Origin of the sequence: Janthinobacterium sp. 344, from assembly GCF_900112025.1 — a bacterium.
Lineage (GTDB): Bacteria > Pseudomonadota > Gammaproteobacteria > Burkholderiales > Burkholderiaceae_D > Janthinobacterium.
Window position 1 is genome coordinate 361,021 of sequence record NZ_FOKL01000004.1, and the last position, 14,266, is coordinate 375,286.

Consider the following 14,266-nt stretch of genomic DNA (forward strand, 5'->3'; position numbering starts at 1 on the left):
CGTCATCGATGCTGAAAATTATAGCCGCATATGCCAGCGCCCTGCGCCCGCCCATGCGGGGCGCCAGGCGCGCGGGACCTATGTTGCCGACTTAACAAATAAGCGCACTCCGCAGCCATGCCGGCAAAGGGATGCGTCAAAGCTCCTGTAGAATATTTTTTGCGCCAGCCTGGCATGCCGAATAGCGCCTCCTTTACCCCGATTTTGCTTATGAATCAAGAATCTCCGTGCTTCTCCGTTTTACTCATCGATGATGAAGCCCTGGCGCTCGATTTCATCGCGTACGGCTTCGAACACTGCAACGATGTGCGGCTGCGCTACGACGCCCGCTCGGAAAACGCAGTGGCCCTGGCCCGCGAAGTGTCGGCCACCACCGTGCTGGTCGACTTGCGCATGCCCGGCGCGGACGGTTTCGATGTCATCCGCATGCTGCGCGCCGATCCCGCCACGGAGCATATTCCCGTGGTGTTGCTGTCATCCGAGGAAGATCCGTCGATCAAGGTGGCCGCCTTTGCCAGCGGTGCCAATGATTACCTGGTGAAATGGCCGGACCCGCGCGAATTGCTGGCCCGCGTGCGCTACCACAGCGCAGCCTACGTGGCGCGCCAGCAGCGCGATGCCGCCTTCATCTCGCTGCGCCTGAGCCAGGAAGAACTGGCCGTGAGCCAGTCGGCGCTGCACCAGGCGCAGAAGATGGAAGCCATCGGCCAGCTGACGGGCGGCGTCGCCCATGATTTCAACAACGTGCTGCAAATCATCGGCGGCAATCTGCAGCTGATCAAACTGCTGGGCGGCGTCAGCGAGAAAGCCCTGCGCCGCATCGACATCGCCCTGGGCGGCGTGGAAAGGGGCGCCAAGCTGTCGGCGCACCTGCTGGCGTTTGCCCGGCGCCAGCCGCTGCAGGCGCAACTGGTCAATCCGGGCCAGGTCTTGCGCGATATGGGCGACATGATCCGCCGCCTGCTCGATCCCCGCGCCACCATCGTCACCGATATCGAAGCGGGGCTGTGGAGCACCATGGTCGACGCCAACCAGCTCAATAATGTGCTGCTCAACCTGGCCATCAACGCGCGCGACGCCATGGGGAGCGATGGCACCCTGACCATCCGCGCGCAAAACCTGCCGGCCGGCTCCGCCCTGCTGTCGGAGGTGGGCAATGAAAATTATGTCATGTTGGAAATTGCCGATACGGGCAAGGGCATGGAGGTGGCGGTGCTGCAGCGCGCCTTCGAGCCATTCTTCACCACCAAGCCCACGGGACAGGGCACGGGCCTGGGCCTGAGCATGGCGTACGGTTTCGTCAAGCAATCGGGCGGCGAAATCATTCTCGACAGTACGCCAGGCGTGGGCACCAGCGTGAAGATTTTCCTGCTGCGCAGCGAAAGCCAGGCCGCAGCCGTCGAGGAGCCCGTGACAGTGCCGCTCAGCCGGGGCCTGGAAACCATCCTGGTGGTCGAAGACGAGGAAGAGGTGCGGCGCTCGACCGTCGAACTGCTGTCGGCCCTGGGCTACCGCGTGCTGCAGGCGGCCGATGCGGGCAAGGCCATGAGCCTGGTCCATTCCGGCATGCCGATCGACCTGGTGTTTACGGATGTCATCATGCCGGGCGACACCAGCAGCCTGCAGCTGAGCGAGGCCGTGCGCCAGCATTTGCCCGACACGCAGATCCTGTTCACCTCGGGCTATGCCGAGGGCGTGCTGACGCATGAGGGACGGCTCGATCCCGGCGTGAACCTGCTGCAAAAACCGTATACGCCGGACGTGCTCAGCGCGCGCATCCGGCATTTATTGCGCCGGCGCAAGGCCGCCGGCTGAGACCGGCCTCAGGCCGGCCCGCCCTCCTATTGCGGACGCACGTAGCGGTGCGATCCCGGTGGCGGTTCGTTGAGGACCGCCCAGAATATGCCCAGGTCGGCAATGGCGCGCACGAATTCCTCGAAATCGACGGGCTTGACGACATACGCGTTCACGCCCAGCTCGTAGCTGCGCAACAGGTCCTGCTCCTCCTTTGATGAGGTCAGCATGACCACCGGGATGCTGCGCAATCCCGTCGTGCTGCGAATTTCCTTCAACACTTCCAGTCCATCGACTTTCGGCAGCTTCAGGTCCAGCAGGACGACGGCCGGGTTGCCCGCCTCGCGCCGCGCGAACTGCTCGCGGCACAGCAGGTAGTCGAGCGCTTCGGCACCGTCGCGGGCGATGATCACTTCATTGGCCAGCTGGCTTTTCGCCAGGGCGATCAGGGTCAGTTCCAGGTCATGCGGGTTATCTTCGACTAACAGAATGGGTTTTAACATAGGCGTTCCTTACATAACAATGTCTTTGGGGATACTGAACGAAAACGTGGCGCCGGCGCCGGGCACGGACTCGGCCCAGACCCTGCCGCCATGGCGTTCGATGATGCGGCGCACATTGGCCAGGCCGATGCCCGTGCCGGGAAAATCCTCCATGCGGTGCAGGCGCTGGAAGACGCCGAACAGCTTGTGCACATATTCCATATTGAAGCCGGCGCCATTGTCGGCCACGTGGAACACCACTTCCTGCGCGTTCTCGCTGGCCGTGACGGCAATGCGCGCGAGCGCTTCCTGGCCCGTGAATTTCACGGCGTTCGACAGCAGGTTGTACAGCGCCAGCTGGATGAACGTGGGATCGGCCTGCACGGTCGGCAGGATGCCGATGTCCCACTCCACCTGGCGCCCGCGGATATCGAGCGCCAGCTTCTGGATGCAGCCGCGCACCAGCTCCGTCATGTTCACCAGGCTGGGGTGCAGGGAAGCGCGGCCCATCTGCGAAAAGCTCAGCAGATCGTCCACCAGCTTGCCCGCCAAGCGCGCCGAATCCTTGATGTTCTTCAGGAAGCGGCGCCGCTTTTCCTGGTCTTCCGCGCCCGCCGTCTCCATCAGCAAATCGGAAAAGCCCACGATATGGCGCAGCGGCGCACGCAAATCATGCGATACGGAGTACGAGAATGCCTCCAGTTCCTTGTTGGCGCGCCCCAGTTCCTCGGCCAGCTCAGCCATCTGCTCGGCGCGCTCGAGGACAATGCCCAGCAAGGCGCCGCGGAACTCCGTCGCCAGTTCGATTTCGCCGTCATGCCAGGGCAGGCTGCTGCCCAGAATGGTTTCGCGCCAGGCATCAAAGCTCAGGCGCGGCGTCAGCTGGTGCACGCCCGCCTTGTCCTGCGGCTTGCCGGCCCAGTCGATCGTATGCACGACTTCAGGGCGGAACCACAGCAAATAATGCGGATGGATGCGCGAGATCGACATCGACAGCAGGCCGCTGGCATTGCGCGTATAGGCGGCAGCCGGCGGGTAATCCCGGCTCAGCTGGTCGGTATGGAACACCTCGCCATGGCCACTCGCGCCCAGCCATTGCACCAGCGCCCGGATCTCGTGTTCGGCAGGGGTGTCGCCATGGCACAGCACGCGGTCGTCGACGACGATGGCAGCGCCGCTGGCGCGGGCAAAGCGCAGCAGCTCGGGAAACACGCCGCTCAGGTTATCGGCAAAATCGCCCTGCTGCGTCAACCCGGCCAACATGCTGACCATGGTGCGGCGCACTTCCAGGCGAAATTGCAGCTCGCCCGCATCCGTGCGTGTCTCGATGCACAGGGCCAGGATCTGTCCCAGCTGCTCGCACACGGTGCGCTGTTCGAAGGCCACCGGCATCGGCGTCGCGTTGTGGCAGGAAATCAAGCCCCACAGCTGCCCCTTGACCACCAGCGACACCGACATCGAGGCCAGGGTGCCCATGTTGCGCATGTATTGCAAATGGATGGGCGAGACGCTGCGCAGCGCGGCGAACGACAGGTCGTTGGGCGCGCCCGTCAGCGGGTTGAGGTCCGGCACCAGGCGCGCCGGCGTGTAGTTGGCGTCGCCAATCAGGCGGATGCGGTTGAGCATGTACAGTTCGCGCGCCTGGCGGGGAATATCCGAAGCGGGAAAGCGCTGGCCCAGGTAGGAGGCATAACCCTCCTCCCGGCTTTCCGCCAGCACGTGGCCGTGGCCGTCGCGGTCGAACTGGTACACCATCACGCGGCCAAAGCCCGTCACCTCGCGCATTTGCGCGGCGGCCAGCGCGCTCATCTCGGCGATGTCCTGCACGTCGTTGATTTTCAGGAGGAAGTTCCCCACCTTCGGATACAGGTGGCGGAAATCGGGCGCGGCGGCGCGGCGCGCCGCCTCGAACTCCAGCAGCAGCAACTGGTCGCACACATGGGCCAGCACGTCGAAGTGGCGCCCATTGGCGATCCGCACCGTGCCCAGGTAGACGGGCTGCGCGCCGGGCGCGCCGGCGGCCAGCGCGGCTTCGAGCTGCGCCGCAGCCGGCGCGCCCAGGATGGCGTCCCAGTCCCGCCCCAAGGCTTGCGCTGCCGAGACGTCCGTCATCTGCGCCAGGTTGGCGCTCGCCTGCAGGATGGTGCGCGCGCCCTCCTGCGGCAAGGCCAGCAGGAATCCATGCGGCTGGATGCTGCCCGGTATGCGGATCGGTTCCTGCTCACAAGTCGTCAGGTTCAGGGGATGGGGAGCGGGCGTGACTGGCAGCATATTATTTCATGTCGGCAACTCGTGCCTGTGCGGCGGTGGGAGATGTTTTATTCTACTAGAGGCCGACAACGTCGCGCCGCACCGCATGGCTGGCGGCGGCATAGGCGAATGGGGGCATTTACATTACCATGCAGCACCGCCGGATGGCGGCGAGCATTTTTAATCAACAAGGGCAGCGCGGTGCATCCATCACAACAGGGGTTTATCCTGACCCGCCACTGGCGCGACACCAGCGCCGGCTCGGAGGTCGATTTCTGGCTGGCAACAGACGCCGGCCCCCGCCACGTGCGCCTGCCCGTGCAGACGGCCGTCGCTTTTATTCCCATGGAGCAGCGCGAGCAGGCGGAACGGCTGCTGCGCGGCGAACGCCATGCGGAACTGCGCCCCCTGTCGCTGTGCGATTTCCACCACCGGCCCGTGCTGGGGCTGTACTGCAAGCAATACCGGCATTTGCTGAAACTGGAAAAGCAGCTGCGCGCGCACGGCATCGATGTGTACGAGGCGGACATCCGCCCGCCCGAGCGCTACCTGATGGAGCGCTTCATCACGGCGCCCGTCACCTTCAGCGGCGACGCGGCGCAGGAGGTGCAGCTGAAACCGGTAGCCGGCTACCGTCCCGCATTAAAGCTGGTGTCGCTCGATATCGAAACGACGGCCCACGGCGAGCTGTATTCGCTGGCGCTGGAAGGCTGCGGCCAGCGCCAGGTGTACATGCTGGGGCCGCGCAATGGCGGCGAGGAGGCGCTGGACTTCGACCTGGAATACTGCGACACGCGCGCGCAGATCCTCGAACGCCTGAACGCCTGGATGGCGCGGCACGATCCGGACGCCATCATCGGCTGGAACCTGGTGCAGTTCGACTTGCGCGTGCTGCGCGAACACGCCGAACGCTACCAGGTGCCATTGCAGCTGGGGCGCGGCGGCGCCGTGATGGAATGGCGCGCACACGGCGGCAAGCAGGAGCATTACTTTGCCACCGCCGCAGGGAGATTGATCATCGACGGCATCGAAGCGCTGCGCTCGGCGACGTGGAACTTTTCCTCGTTCAGCCTGGAAAACGTGGCGCAGACCTTGCTGGGCGAAGGCAAGTCCATCGACAATCCCTACCAGCGCATGGCCGAGATCGACCGCCGCTTCCGCGAAGACAAGCCGGCGCTGGCGCGCTACAACCTCAAGGATTGCGAACTGGTCACGCGCATCTTCGCGAAAACCGAACTGCTGACCTTTTTGCTGGAGCGGGCCAGCGTGACGGGCCTGGCGGCCGACCGCAGCGGCGGCTCCGTGGCCGCCTTCGAGCATCTGTATCTGCCGCTGATGCACCGGCAGGGCTACGTGGCACCGAACCTGGGCGACGTTTCCGGCGAGAACAGCCCCGGCGGCTTCGTCATGGATTCGCAGTCTGGCCTGTACGATTCCGTGCTGGTGCTCGATTACAAAAGCCTGTATCCATCCATCATCCGCACTTTCCTGATCGACCCCGTGGGCCTGGTGGTGGGCACCAGCGGCGACGAGGCCGATACCGTGCCCGGCTACCGGGGCGCGCAGTTTTCACGCGTCAAGCACTGCCTGCCGGCCATCGTGAAACAGGTGTGGCAAGGACGCGAGGTCGCCAAGCGCGAGCGCAACGCGCCCTTGTCGCAAGCGTTAAAGATCATCATGAACGCGTTTTATGGCGTGCTGGGGTCCAGCGGCTGCCGCTTTTTCGACCCGCGCCTGGCCTCGTCGATCACCCTGCGCGGCCACGACATCATGCACCGCACGCGCGAACTGATCACGGAACAGGGCTACCAGGTCATCTATGGCGACACGGATTCCACCTTCGTGTGGCTGAAGACGGCGCATACGGATGAAGAAGCGGGCACCATCGGCCGCGCCCTGGTGGCGCACGTGAACGCCTGGTGGCAGCGGTACCTGCGCGAGGAATTCGGCCTCGAGAATGCGCTGGAGCTGGAATTCGAGACGCATTACCGGCGCTTCCTGATGCCCACCATCCGCGGCTCGGAAGAAGGCAGCAAGAAACGCTACGCGGGCCTGGTGGGCAAGCCCGACGGCAGCGAGGAGATGGTCTACAAGGGCCTGGAAACGGTGCGCAGCGACTGGACGCCGCTGGCGCAGCAATTCCAGCAGGAGCTCTACCGGCGCATCTTCCAGCGCACGGCCTACCAGGACTATGTGCGCGACTACGTGGCGCGCACCGTGCGCGGCGAATGCGACGCCTTGCTGGTCTACCGCAAGCGCCTGCGCCGCCCGCTCGACGATTACCAGCGCAACGTGCCGCCCCATGTGCGCGCGGCGCGCACGGCCGACGCCTACAACCTGGCGCAGGGACGGCCGCTGCAATACCAGAACGGCGGCTGGATCAGCTATGTGATCACGGTGGCGGGACCGGAGCCGCTGGAGACGCAGCGCTCGCCCATCGACTACCAGCATTACCTGACGCGCCAGCTGCAGCCGGTGGCCGACGCCATACTCCCCTTCCTCGGCGACGATTTTTCGCGCCTCGTGTCGGGCCAGCAAGATCTGTTTTGAATTTGTTTTAAATCAATTCTGCTTACCTGCACGGCCAAGCTGAGGTAATATCGGCGCCTGCCGGGCGTCGTCTGGCCCTGTCCGCAGGCGCTGCGCGCCGCGGCAGCGTAAAATACGCCATGGCGAAAGAATAAGAGCTCTACCCAAGAAGAAGATGCCGTTCCAGACGAGAATCGTTCGCAAGCGGATTTTCCCCTCTGGAATGGCGCATAATTTACAACTCTGTTGAACCAGCTGGCTGGACTGCCCATCGTCCGCCGGCTAATTTTTGAATGAATTGACACCATGACCGAGATCACGTCCCTGAGAGACATCCCGCAAAAAAATATCTTCCGCAAGGGCGACACCTTTGTGCTGTTCGGCGAGCTGTTCGGCCGCGGCTATGTGAATGGCTTGCTGGACGAAGCGCGCAAGGCGGGCATGAATATCGTCGGCATGACGGTGGGCCGCCGCGATGAAAACATGGCGCTGCGCCCGCTGAACGCGGAAGAGCTGGCCGAAGCCGAAGCCAACCTGGGCGGCCGCATCATCAACGTGCCGCTGATGGCCGGTTTCGACCTCGACGCGCCACCGGGCGAGCCGACGCCGACGGCCCTGCTGGCCGACATGACCCTGAAAAGCTGGCAGGAAGACAAACTGGACTGGGCGCAGATCGAGCGCTGCCGCGAAGCGGGCGTGGCCCGTTTCACGGCCTCCGTGGCGAAAGCCATGGCCGAGCTGGACACCTTGATTCCTGACGGCAGCAATGTGTATTTCGCCCACACCATGGCCGGCGGCATTCCGAAGGTCAAGGTCTTCCTGGCCATCGCCAACCGTATCTATAAAGGCCGCGGCGAGCGCTTCATGTCTTCGCGCGCCCTGCTCGACAGCGACTTGGGCAAGCTGATCCTGATGAACTTCGACGAAGTCACGGCCAACACCCTGCAGCACCTGATCGACGGCAGCGCCGCCATCCGCGCGCGCATCGAGCAAACGGGCGGCCAGGTACGCTACAGCGCCTACGGCTACCACGGCACCGAGATCCTGATCGACGGCAAGTACCAGTGGCAAACCTACAGCAACTACACGCAAGGCCTGGCCAAGATGCGCCTGGAAAACGTGGCCAAGGCCGCGTGGGAAAAAGGCATCAAGGCCACCGTGTTCAACTGCCCGGAAATCCGCACCAACTCGTCCGACATTTTCGTGGGCGTGGAACTGTCGCTGTTCCCCCTGCTCGACGCGCTGAAAAAAGAAGGCGGCGCGGCCTGGGCCGAAGAGCAGTGGAAAATCTGCCAGGGCTTGCTGGAAGACGGCGTCTCGCTGCAGGACTTGCTCGACCGTATCGCCGCCTACAACGGCGACGCCACCAGCGTGCAGTTCCGCAACTTCGCCGCCTGGCCGATGGACAACACGCCGGAACTGGCCGAAGTCATGATCGGCACCTCGGATGACATCACCAAGCTGCACAAGGACCGCAAGGAACTCATCACCGACCATCTGAGCTCGCTGGTGCTGGAAGGCACGGGCCCGCTGATGTTCCACGAAATGTCGGACCCGAAAGCGCCCGTCATCTGGCTCAACCACGACATCATCGCGCGTCAGTTGAACTCGGTTCACAACGGAGCCTGATGTAGCAAACCACCACCGACGGCCCGGCTCATCCCCGGGCCGTCGGCGTTTCTGCGCATGTTTTATGCGCGCACGATGGACACGCCGCCGTCGGCCAGCAGCGCCGTGCCGGTGGTAAAGCTCGAGGCATCGGACGCCAGGTACAGCGCCGAGCGGGCGATCTCGTCCGGCGTGGCCAGGCGTTTTAACGCATGCAAGCCCGCCACGAAGGCCAGCGCCTCGGGCGTGGCGGCCACCGCGCGCCCCATGGGCGTATCGGTGCCGCCCGGCAGCAAGGCATTCACGCGGATGCCCGCCGCGCCATACTCGGCCGCCAGGGCCTTCGTCAAGCCGATCACGCCCGCCTTGCTGGCCGCATACGCGGCCATGCCGGACATGCCCAGCGTATGGCCGACAAAGGTCGAGGTAAAGATCAGCGAGCCGCCGCCGCGCGCCGCCATGGCGGGCAGCTGGTATTTGGCGGCCAGGAAGGCACTGGTCAGATTGGTGTCGACGGCCGCGCGCCAGTCTTCCAGGGCAAGCTCGGGCGTGGGTCCCATGGGCCCCAGGGTGCCCGCATTATTGAAGGCGATATCGAGGCCGCCAAAGCGTTGCAGCGCCAGCGCCACGGCCGCTTGCGCGCACGCCGCGTCGGCCACATCGCCGGCACAGGCCACGGCTTGCGCACCGCCGTCCGCCAGCTGCGCCACCAGCGCATCGAGTTCCTTCCGCCGCCGCGCCACCAGCACCAGCCGCGCGCCATGGCGCGCAAACAGCCGCGCCGCAGCATGGCCGATGCCCGAGCTGGCGCCCGTGATGATGGCGACTTTATTTTCCAGTTGTAACATTTGCTTCCCCTTCAAGTGGTTGAAAGGGAAAAGATAGGCCGGCAAGCCAGGCGCGGCACTCCGCTTCTTGCGCTGGAATCGGCGTCTTCACAGATTCTCCCTGCTTGTGCCAAACGCACGCCAAGCATAAAACTTGCCAGATTGTGACAAATCAGTGATAATGCGTCTCGCGTTGCCGGGATGGCGGAATAGGTAGACGCACGGGACTCAAAATCCCGCGCTGGAAACAGCGTGCCGGTTCGATTCCGGCTCCCGGCACCACAGGACATCGCGTAGTAATGATTGAAACCCGCACATCGCCAGATGCAGCGGGTTTTTTTATGCCCTAGCGCCCCAGCCTGCGTTCCAGCCCCGCCTTCACCGCTGCCCACTCCGTATCGATAATGCTGAAGCGCACGGAATTGCGCTTGCGGCCATCCGGCATGATGCGCTCGTGGCGCACGATCCCTTCCTGCACGGCGCCCAGGCGCAGGATGGCGGCGCGCGATTTGTCGTTCAGTTCATCGGTGGTCAATTGCACGCGCACGGCGTGCATGGCTTCGAAGGCGTGCGTCAGCAGCAGCCATTTCGCTTCCGTGTTCACGCCCGAGCGCTGCGCCGAGGCGCCGAGCCAGGTGTGGCCGATTTCCATCTTGCGGTTGAGGCGGTCGATCTTCCAGAAGCGCGTGCTGCCGACGATGGCGCCGGTGGATTTGCGCACGATGACGAAGGGCATGACCGTGCCCGCCTGCCGGCCCTGCAGCGCCGTGGCGACGTAGCGCGCGATGGTGTCGGGACCCGGCACGACCGTCACGGTCATGTTCCACAGCTCGCCGTCGGCGGCCGCCTGCAGCAGCTGCGGCGCGTGTTCCGCCTGCATGGGCAGCAAGTCGACCAGCTGGCCGTGCAAGCTGGGCTGCATCGTTTTCTCCATGTCATCCCTAGCCAAACGGCCGCACGCCGAACAGCACGCCATGCAGCCAGAACGCCAGCAGCAGCCACAGCGCGCAGCCCGCGACTATGGCGATCACGGTGCCTTGCGCGGTGCCGCCCTCGTACGCCACGCCGGCCGCGCGGTCGCGCCGCAGGGCGGAGCGCAAGTCGGCCAGCGACCAGATGAGAAAACCGCCGAACAGCAGCACGTCGGCCACATTGCCGTTGGCCAGCAAATGCGCCACGGCCCACAGTTGCGTGCCCAGCAGCATGGGGTGGTGCACCACGGTCTTGATGCGGTTGCGCGGCACATTGGCCGCCGCCAGTAAAATCAGCGAAAACAGCATCAGCAGGCCGCTGGCGTGGCGCATGCCCATGGGTGGCGTCCACAGCACTTGCGGCTGCTGGCGCGCCAGGCCGTAGCCCCAGATGATCAGGCCCAGCCCCACGAACGCCACCAGCGAATAGACGCCCTTCCAGCGCTGCTCGCCCAAGCGCGCCAGCTGGGCGCTGCGCCAGCCGTCGGCAACGATGCGCACCGAGTGCAGACCGAGAAACAGCAGCAAACCGAGTATCAGCAACGTCATCGTCTTCTCCCCCAGTTGGTACCCGCTATCGAGCATACGCGACGCCGTGGCCGGCGCCGTCCGCGCAGATCAACGCTCCTCGCGATAATAGTCGCAACCGTCGAACGTGGTGCGCAGCGCCTGCTGCAACTGGGCGTAGCGCTCCGGCGTCAGGTTGAAGCGCACGTCGATCTGGCCGTCGTCGTCCATCTGCATGGCCGCCTCGGCATCCATCTGCACGGACAGGCGGTTCGGATGCAGGATCACGGCGTGCATGTGGCCGTACCAGGCAAATTCCTGGCCGCAGTATTCAATATACGGTTCGTCCATGCCCAGCGCCACGTCCTGCTCGTCGTATTCATCGGCGCGCTGCAGCATCAGGTAGACGGGGTCGCCCTTGGCGGCAGGCGCGGCCAAGGTGGTGATCAGGGCCTCGTCTTCATTCGTGACGGACAATTCGGTGGCGGTAAATCCTGCGGACATGGCGTGCTTTCAACAATTCAAGGGATGCCGCCACCATAGCGCAAAAGCGGCGCGGACAACATAGGGCGCGGCGAATAAAGCGTACGGCCCCGGCGCGCGATGGCCCACTATAATTGCCCAATATCATACATTTCACAGGAGACCGCCTTGACCGCCGCAACACCCTACACCATTCGCCTGGCCATCCCTTCCATCGCCACCTACCGGCAACTGCGCGTCGCCGCCGGCCTGAGCGCGAAAACAGCGGAGGCGGCGGCCAAGGGCTTGCCGAACTCCCTGTTCGCCGTGCAAATCCTGCACGGCGACGCGGTGGTGGGCATGGGCCGCATCATCGGCGATGGCGGCTGCTTCTTCCAGGTGGTCGATATCGCCGTGCTGCCGGCCCACCAGGGCAAGGGCCTGGGCAAGCGCATCATGCGCGAGATCCGCGCCTTTATCGACAGCGAGGTGCCGGCCAGCGCGTATGTCAGCCTGATCGCCGATGGCCAGGCGCAAGACCTGTACGCGCAGTTCGGTTTCCAGCACACGGCGCCCGCCTCCGTCGGCATGGCGCTGAAGCGCTAGGCGCCCGATGCCGGTCTGGCTGCTGTGCTGCATGCTGCTGGCGCTGCTGTTGAGCGCTGCCGCCTGGCGCGCCGAACGCGCGCGGCAGCGGCGCGGACGCACGACGCGCTGGCCGTGGCTGGCGGCCATCGCCGCGTCCGTCATCGTGCCCCTGGCGTGGCTGCCCGGCGTGCTGGCGGCCATGCCGGCGGAGCAGTCACAGCTGAAACTGGGCTGGTTTGTCTTATCGAGCGGCATGCTGCTGATGCTGGCGCTGCGCAGCCTGTGGCTGCTGTCGCACCAGCGCCGCTGGCAAAAAACCGCCTTGCTGGGCACGCCCGTTTTCCTGAGCGGCGGCATCGGCCCCTGCGTGGCGGGCTTGCTGCGCCCGCGCATCGTGATGCCCGTGTGGCTGTCGCTCATTTCACCCCAACAACAGGCGTTGCTGCTGGCGCACGCGCAATGCCGGCTGGCGGCGCGCGACCCGCAATTACTGGCCCTGGCGTATGCCCTGATCGCGCTCATGCCGTGGAACCTGCCCCTGTGGTGGCAGCTGCACCGGCTGCGCTTTGCCATCGAAGTCGACTGCGACTCCCGCATGCTGGCGCACGGCCATGCCGTGCGTGACTATGCCATCGTGCTGCGCCAGCACGGCCAGTATTATTCGGGCCTGACGGGCGCCTCGCCGCTGGTGCTGAACGACCCGCGCGCGCTGCGGCGCCGGAGGCGCCTGATGGGCAGATTTAGCCGGGGCCAGGCGGCGAACTTGCTATAGTAGCGGCAGCGGCGCGCCGCGCGCCCGTGCCCCCGGCTTACCCTACCCCGAAATCAGAGAGATACCATGCTTTACCTGCTTGCCATCGTGATCGTCATCGCCCTGCTGTATTACGTCTTCAGCGGCCGCACGCCCGCGCAGCCCCTGCAAAAACCGCTGCTGTCGATACGCCAGTACGTGCCGACGATTCCGCCCGGCGCGCCCGCGCACCACTGGAGCGACGGGGGACGCTTTGCATCGGAAGTGGAAAATGAATCGATGTACCAGAGCGCCATCGCCAAGCTGGCTGGCGAGCATGGCCCCGGCAACGCGGAAGAAAAATGCCTGGCCCTGCTCGTCTGCGACGACGCCAACCCGTTCCAGGACAAGGCCATCGCCGTCTTCATCGATGGCCAGCTGGTGGGCTACCTGTCGCACAACGACGCCCTGCGCCTGCGCCGCAACCTGGGCCGCCAGGACCTGGTGGGCCAGCTGACCTCGTGCGACGCCGTCATCCGCGGCGGCGGCCTGTGGAATGGCAAGCGCCTGGCGTACGCCGTGTGGCTCGACCTGCAGCCCTACAACTAAAACCTATGCCGCGCGCGCCTGCCTGACGGCGCGCGTGGCGATAAAGCTGGGCAGGTATTTTTCAATTTCAAAGCGCGGGTGGGGATGCATTTCCTCGTGATACCCCGCCAGCATGAAGCCCGCCGCCAGCTGGCCGCCGATCTGGCTGTCCAGACCGTGGCCGAAGACCAGCGCCTCGCCCCTCTCCATGCGCGCCGCCAGCGCATCGGCTTGCATATCCTTCACATCCGAATATGGCAGCACAAAACGGGGCCGTATCAAACCCTGCTGCGCCCATTGCGGATCGCGGTCGCCGATGAACACGGCAGGATTGAAGAAACTGCTCAGCAGCACGCCGCCATCGGCCAGCACGCGCGCGCATTCGCGCCACACGGGGGCGATATCGGGCACGTACTGGTTCGACACGGGGTGGACGATGACATCGAAGCTGGCATCGGCAAAACAGCCCAGGTCGCGCATGTCGCCCTGCACCGTGGCCAGCTGCAAGCCATCGCGTTCGGCCACCATGCGGTCTTTCGCCAGTTGCTGCTCGGACAGATCGAAGACGGTCACGTGCGCGCCGGCGGCAGCCAGCACGGGCGCCTGTTGCCCGCCGGCACCGGCCAGGCACAAGATGCGCTTGCCGTGTACCGCATCCAGCCAGCCGGCCGGCAAAGGTCCGGGCGTCAAGTGGATTTGCCACTGCCCGGCGCGGGCTGCGGCGATGCTGGCGCTGTCGACAGGCTGCGACCATGGACTATTCTGCGCCGCCTGGGCATCCCAGGCTTGCTGGTTGTGCTGCAAGAAGTTGTTACCTAAAGGCATCGTCATCCTTTCAGAAAAAGCAGGACGCGAATGTAGCATGGCACAAGGTACGACGTCGCACTTTGCAAAAAAACCACACAATTCCTCATCGCAACTTCCTCGCCA

13 protein-coding genes and 1 tRNA gene are annotated in these 14,266 nt (G+C 64.7%); 7 read left to right on the forward strand and 7 right to left on the reverse strand.

Translation table 11 applies throughout. The features are described 5' to 3' along the window. Positions 1-210: 210 nt before the first annotated feature. Positions 211-1,815, forward strand: coding sequence for a response regulator (locus tag BM193_RS13905; protein ID WP_092796651.1), 1,605 nt, complete (start codon positions 211-213; stop codon positions 1,813-1,815). Positions 1,816-1,841: 26 nt separating this feature from the next. Here the strand turns inward: BM193_RS13905 and BM193_RS13910 are convergent, their stop codons facing one another. Both BM193_RS13910 and BM193_RS13915 read right to left on the reverse strand, forming a co-directional pair. After that, positions 1,842-2,297 (reverse strand): response regulator, encoded by a 456-nt coding sequence (locus BM193_RS13910; RefSeq protein ID WP_092796653.1) that lies wholly within the window; start codon positions 2,295-2,297, stop codon positions 1,842-1,844. Positions 2,298-2,306: 9 nt separating this feature from the next. Further along, positions 2,307-4,547 carry an ATP-binding protein gene (locus BM193_RS13915; protein WP_092796655.1) on the reverse strand — a complete coding sequence of 747 codons (2,241 nt, stop codon included), beginning with the start codon at positions 4,545-4,547 and terminating at the stop codon, positions 2,307-2,309. A 180-nt stretch (positions 4,548-4,727) separates the two neighbouring features. Here BM193_RS13915 and BM193_RS13920 point away from each other — a divergent pair, with 180 nt between their 5' ends. Then, complete coding sequence (locus tag BM193_RS13920; protein WP_092796657.1) at positions 4,728-7,076, forward strand: DNA polymerase II; 2,349 nt, start codon at positions 4,728-4,730, stop codon at positions 7,074-7,076. Positions 7,077-7,361: 285 nt separating this feature from the next. Beyond that, positions 7,362-8,684 (forward strand): enoyl ACP reductase FabMG family protein, encoded by a 1,323-nt coding sequence (locus BM193_RS13925; protein WP_092796659.1) that lies wholly within the window; start codon positions 7,362-7,364, stop codon positions 8,682-8,684. 62 nt (positions 8,685-8,746) lie between these two features. On the opposite strand, the gene BM193_RS13930 is transcribed toward BM193_RS13925, so the two are convergent. Continuing rightward, complete coding sequence (locus BM193_RS13930; RefSeq protein ID WP_092796661.1) at positions 8,747-9,511, reverse strand: SDR family oxidoreductase; 765 nt, start codon at positions 9,509-9,511, stop codon at positions 8,747-8,749. A gap of 174 nt (positions 9,512-9,685) precedes the next feature. On the opposite strand from BM193_RS13930, the gene BM193_RS13935 reads away from it, so the two are divergent. Then, positions 9,686-9,772: transfer RNA gene (locus tag BM193_RS13935), tRNA-Leu, on the forward strand. Between the two features lie 64 nt (positions 9,773-9,836). On the opposite strand, the gene BM193_RS13940 is transcribed toward BM193_RS13935, so the two are convergent. The 3 genes from BM193_RS13940 to BM193_RS13950 form a co-directional block, all read right to left on the reverse strand. Beyond that, positions 9,837-10,412, reverse strand: a complete 576-nt coding sequence (locus tag BM193_RS13940; protein ID WP_092796663.1) for a GNAT family N-acetyltransferase — start codon at positions 10,410-10,412, stop codon at positions 9,837-9,839. Positions 10,413-10,431: 19 nt separating this feature from the next. Beyond that, positions 10,432-11,010 carry an NnrU family protein gene (locus BM193_RS13945; RefSeq protein ID WP_092796665.1) on the reverse strand — a complete coding sequence of 193 codons (579 nt, stop codon included), beginning with the start codon at positions 11,008-11,010 and terminating at the stop codon, positions 10,432-10,434. Positions 11,011-11,079: 69 nt separating this feature from the next. Then, positions 11,080-11,472, reverse strand: a complete 393-nt coding sequence (locus BM193_RS13950) for an Imm10 family immunity protein (RefSeq protein ID WP_092796667.1) — start codon at positions 11,470-11,472, stop codon at positions 11,080-11,082. Between the two features lie 147 nt (positions 11,473-11,619). On the opposite strand from BM193_RS13950, the gene BM193_RS13955 reads away from it, so the two are divergent. From BM193_RS13955 to BM193_RS13965, 3 genes are all read left to right on the forward strand, one after another. Then, the gene (locus tag BM193_RS13955; RefSeq protein WP_254786124.1) at positions 11,620-12,036 is read left to right on the forward strand and encodes a GNAT family N-acetyltransferase; all 417 of its coding nucleotides are present in this window, start codon (positions 11,620-11,622) and stop codon (positions 12,034-12,036) included. Positions 12,037-12,043: 7 nt separating this feature from the next. Beyond that, positions 12,044-12,790, forward strand: coding sequence for a M56 family metallopeptidase (locus BM193_RS13960; protein WP_092796671.1), 747 nt, complete (start codon positions 12,044-12,046; stop codon positions 12,788-12,790). Positions 12,791-12,856: 66 nt separating this feature from the next. Further along, on the forward strand, positions 12,857-13,357 hold the full coding sequence (locus BM193_RS13965; RefSeq protein WP_092796673.1) for a hypothetical protein: 501 nt from the start codon (positions 12,857-12,859) through the stop codon (positions 13,355-13,357). A gap of 3 nt (positions 13,358-13,360) precedes the next feature. Here the strand turns inward: BM193_RS13965 and BM193_RS13970 are convergent, their stop codons facing one another. Beyond that, the gene (locus BM193_RS13970) at positions 13,361-14,167 is read right to left on the reverse strand and encodes a class I SAM-dependent methyltransferase (RefSeq protein WP_092796675.1); all 807 of its coding nucleotides are present in this window, start codon (positions 14,165-14,167) and stop codon (positions 13,361-13,363) included. Positions 14,168-14,266: the final 99 nt, after the last annotated feature.

Coding starts and splice junctions, on each gene's coding strand:
- BM193_RS13905 (WP_092796651.1), top strand. CDS start 211: ATGAATCAAGAATCTCCGTGCTTCTCCGTTTTACTCATCGATGATGAA.
- BM193_RS13910 (WP_092796653.1), bottom strand. CDS start 2,297: ATGTTAAAACCCATTCTGTTAGTCGAAGATAACCCGCATGACCTGGAA.
- BM193_RS13915 (WP_092796655.1), bottom strand. CDS start 4,547: ATGCTGCCAGTCACGCCCGCTCCCCATCCCCTGAACCTGACGACTTGT.
- BM193_RS13925 (WP_092796659.1), top strand. CDS start 7,362: ATGACCGAGATCACGTCCCTGAGAGACATCCCGCAAAAAAATATCTTC.
- BM193_RS13930 (WP_092796661.1), bottom strand. CDS start 9,511: ATGTTACAACTGGAAAATAAAGTCGCCATCATCACGGGCGCCAGCTCG.
- BM193_RS13940 (WP_092796663.1), bottom strand. CDS start 10,412: ATGCAGCCCAGCTTGCACGGCCAGCTGGTCGACTTGCTGCCCATGCAG.
- BM193_RS13945 (WP_092796665.1), bottom strand. CDS start 11,010: ATGACGTTGCTGATACTCGGTTTGCTGCTGTTTCTCGGTCTGCACTCG.
- BM193_RS13950 (WP_092796667.1), bottom strand. CDS start 11,472: ATGTCCGCAGGATTTACCGCCACCGAATTGTCCGTCACGAATGAAGAC.
- BM193_RS13960 (WP_092796671.1), top strand. CDS start 12,044: ATGCCGGTCTGGCTGCTGTGCTGCATGCTGCTGGCGCTGCTGTTGAGC.
- BM193_RS13965 (WP_092796673.1), top strand. CDS start 12,857: ATGCTTTACCTGCTTGCCATCGTGATCGTCATCGCCCTGCTGTATTAC.
- BM193_RS13970 (WP_092796675.1), bottom strand. CDS start 14,167: ATGACGATGCCTTTAGGTAACAACTTCTTGCAGCACAACCAGCAAGCC.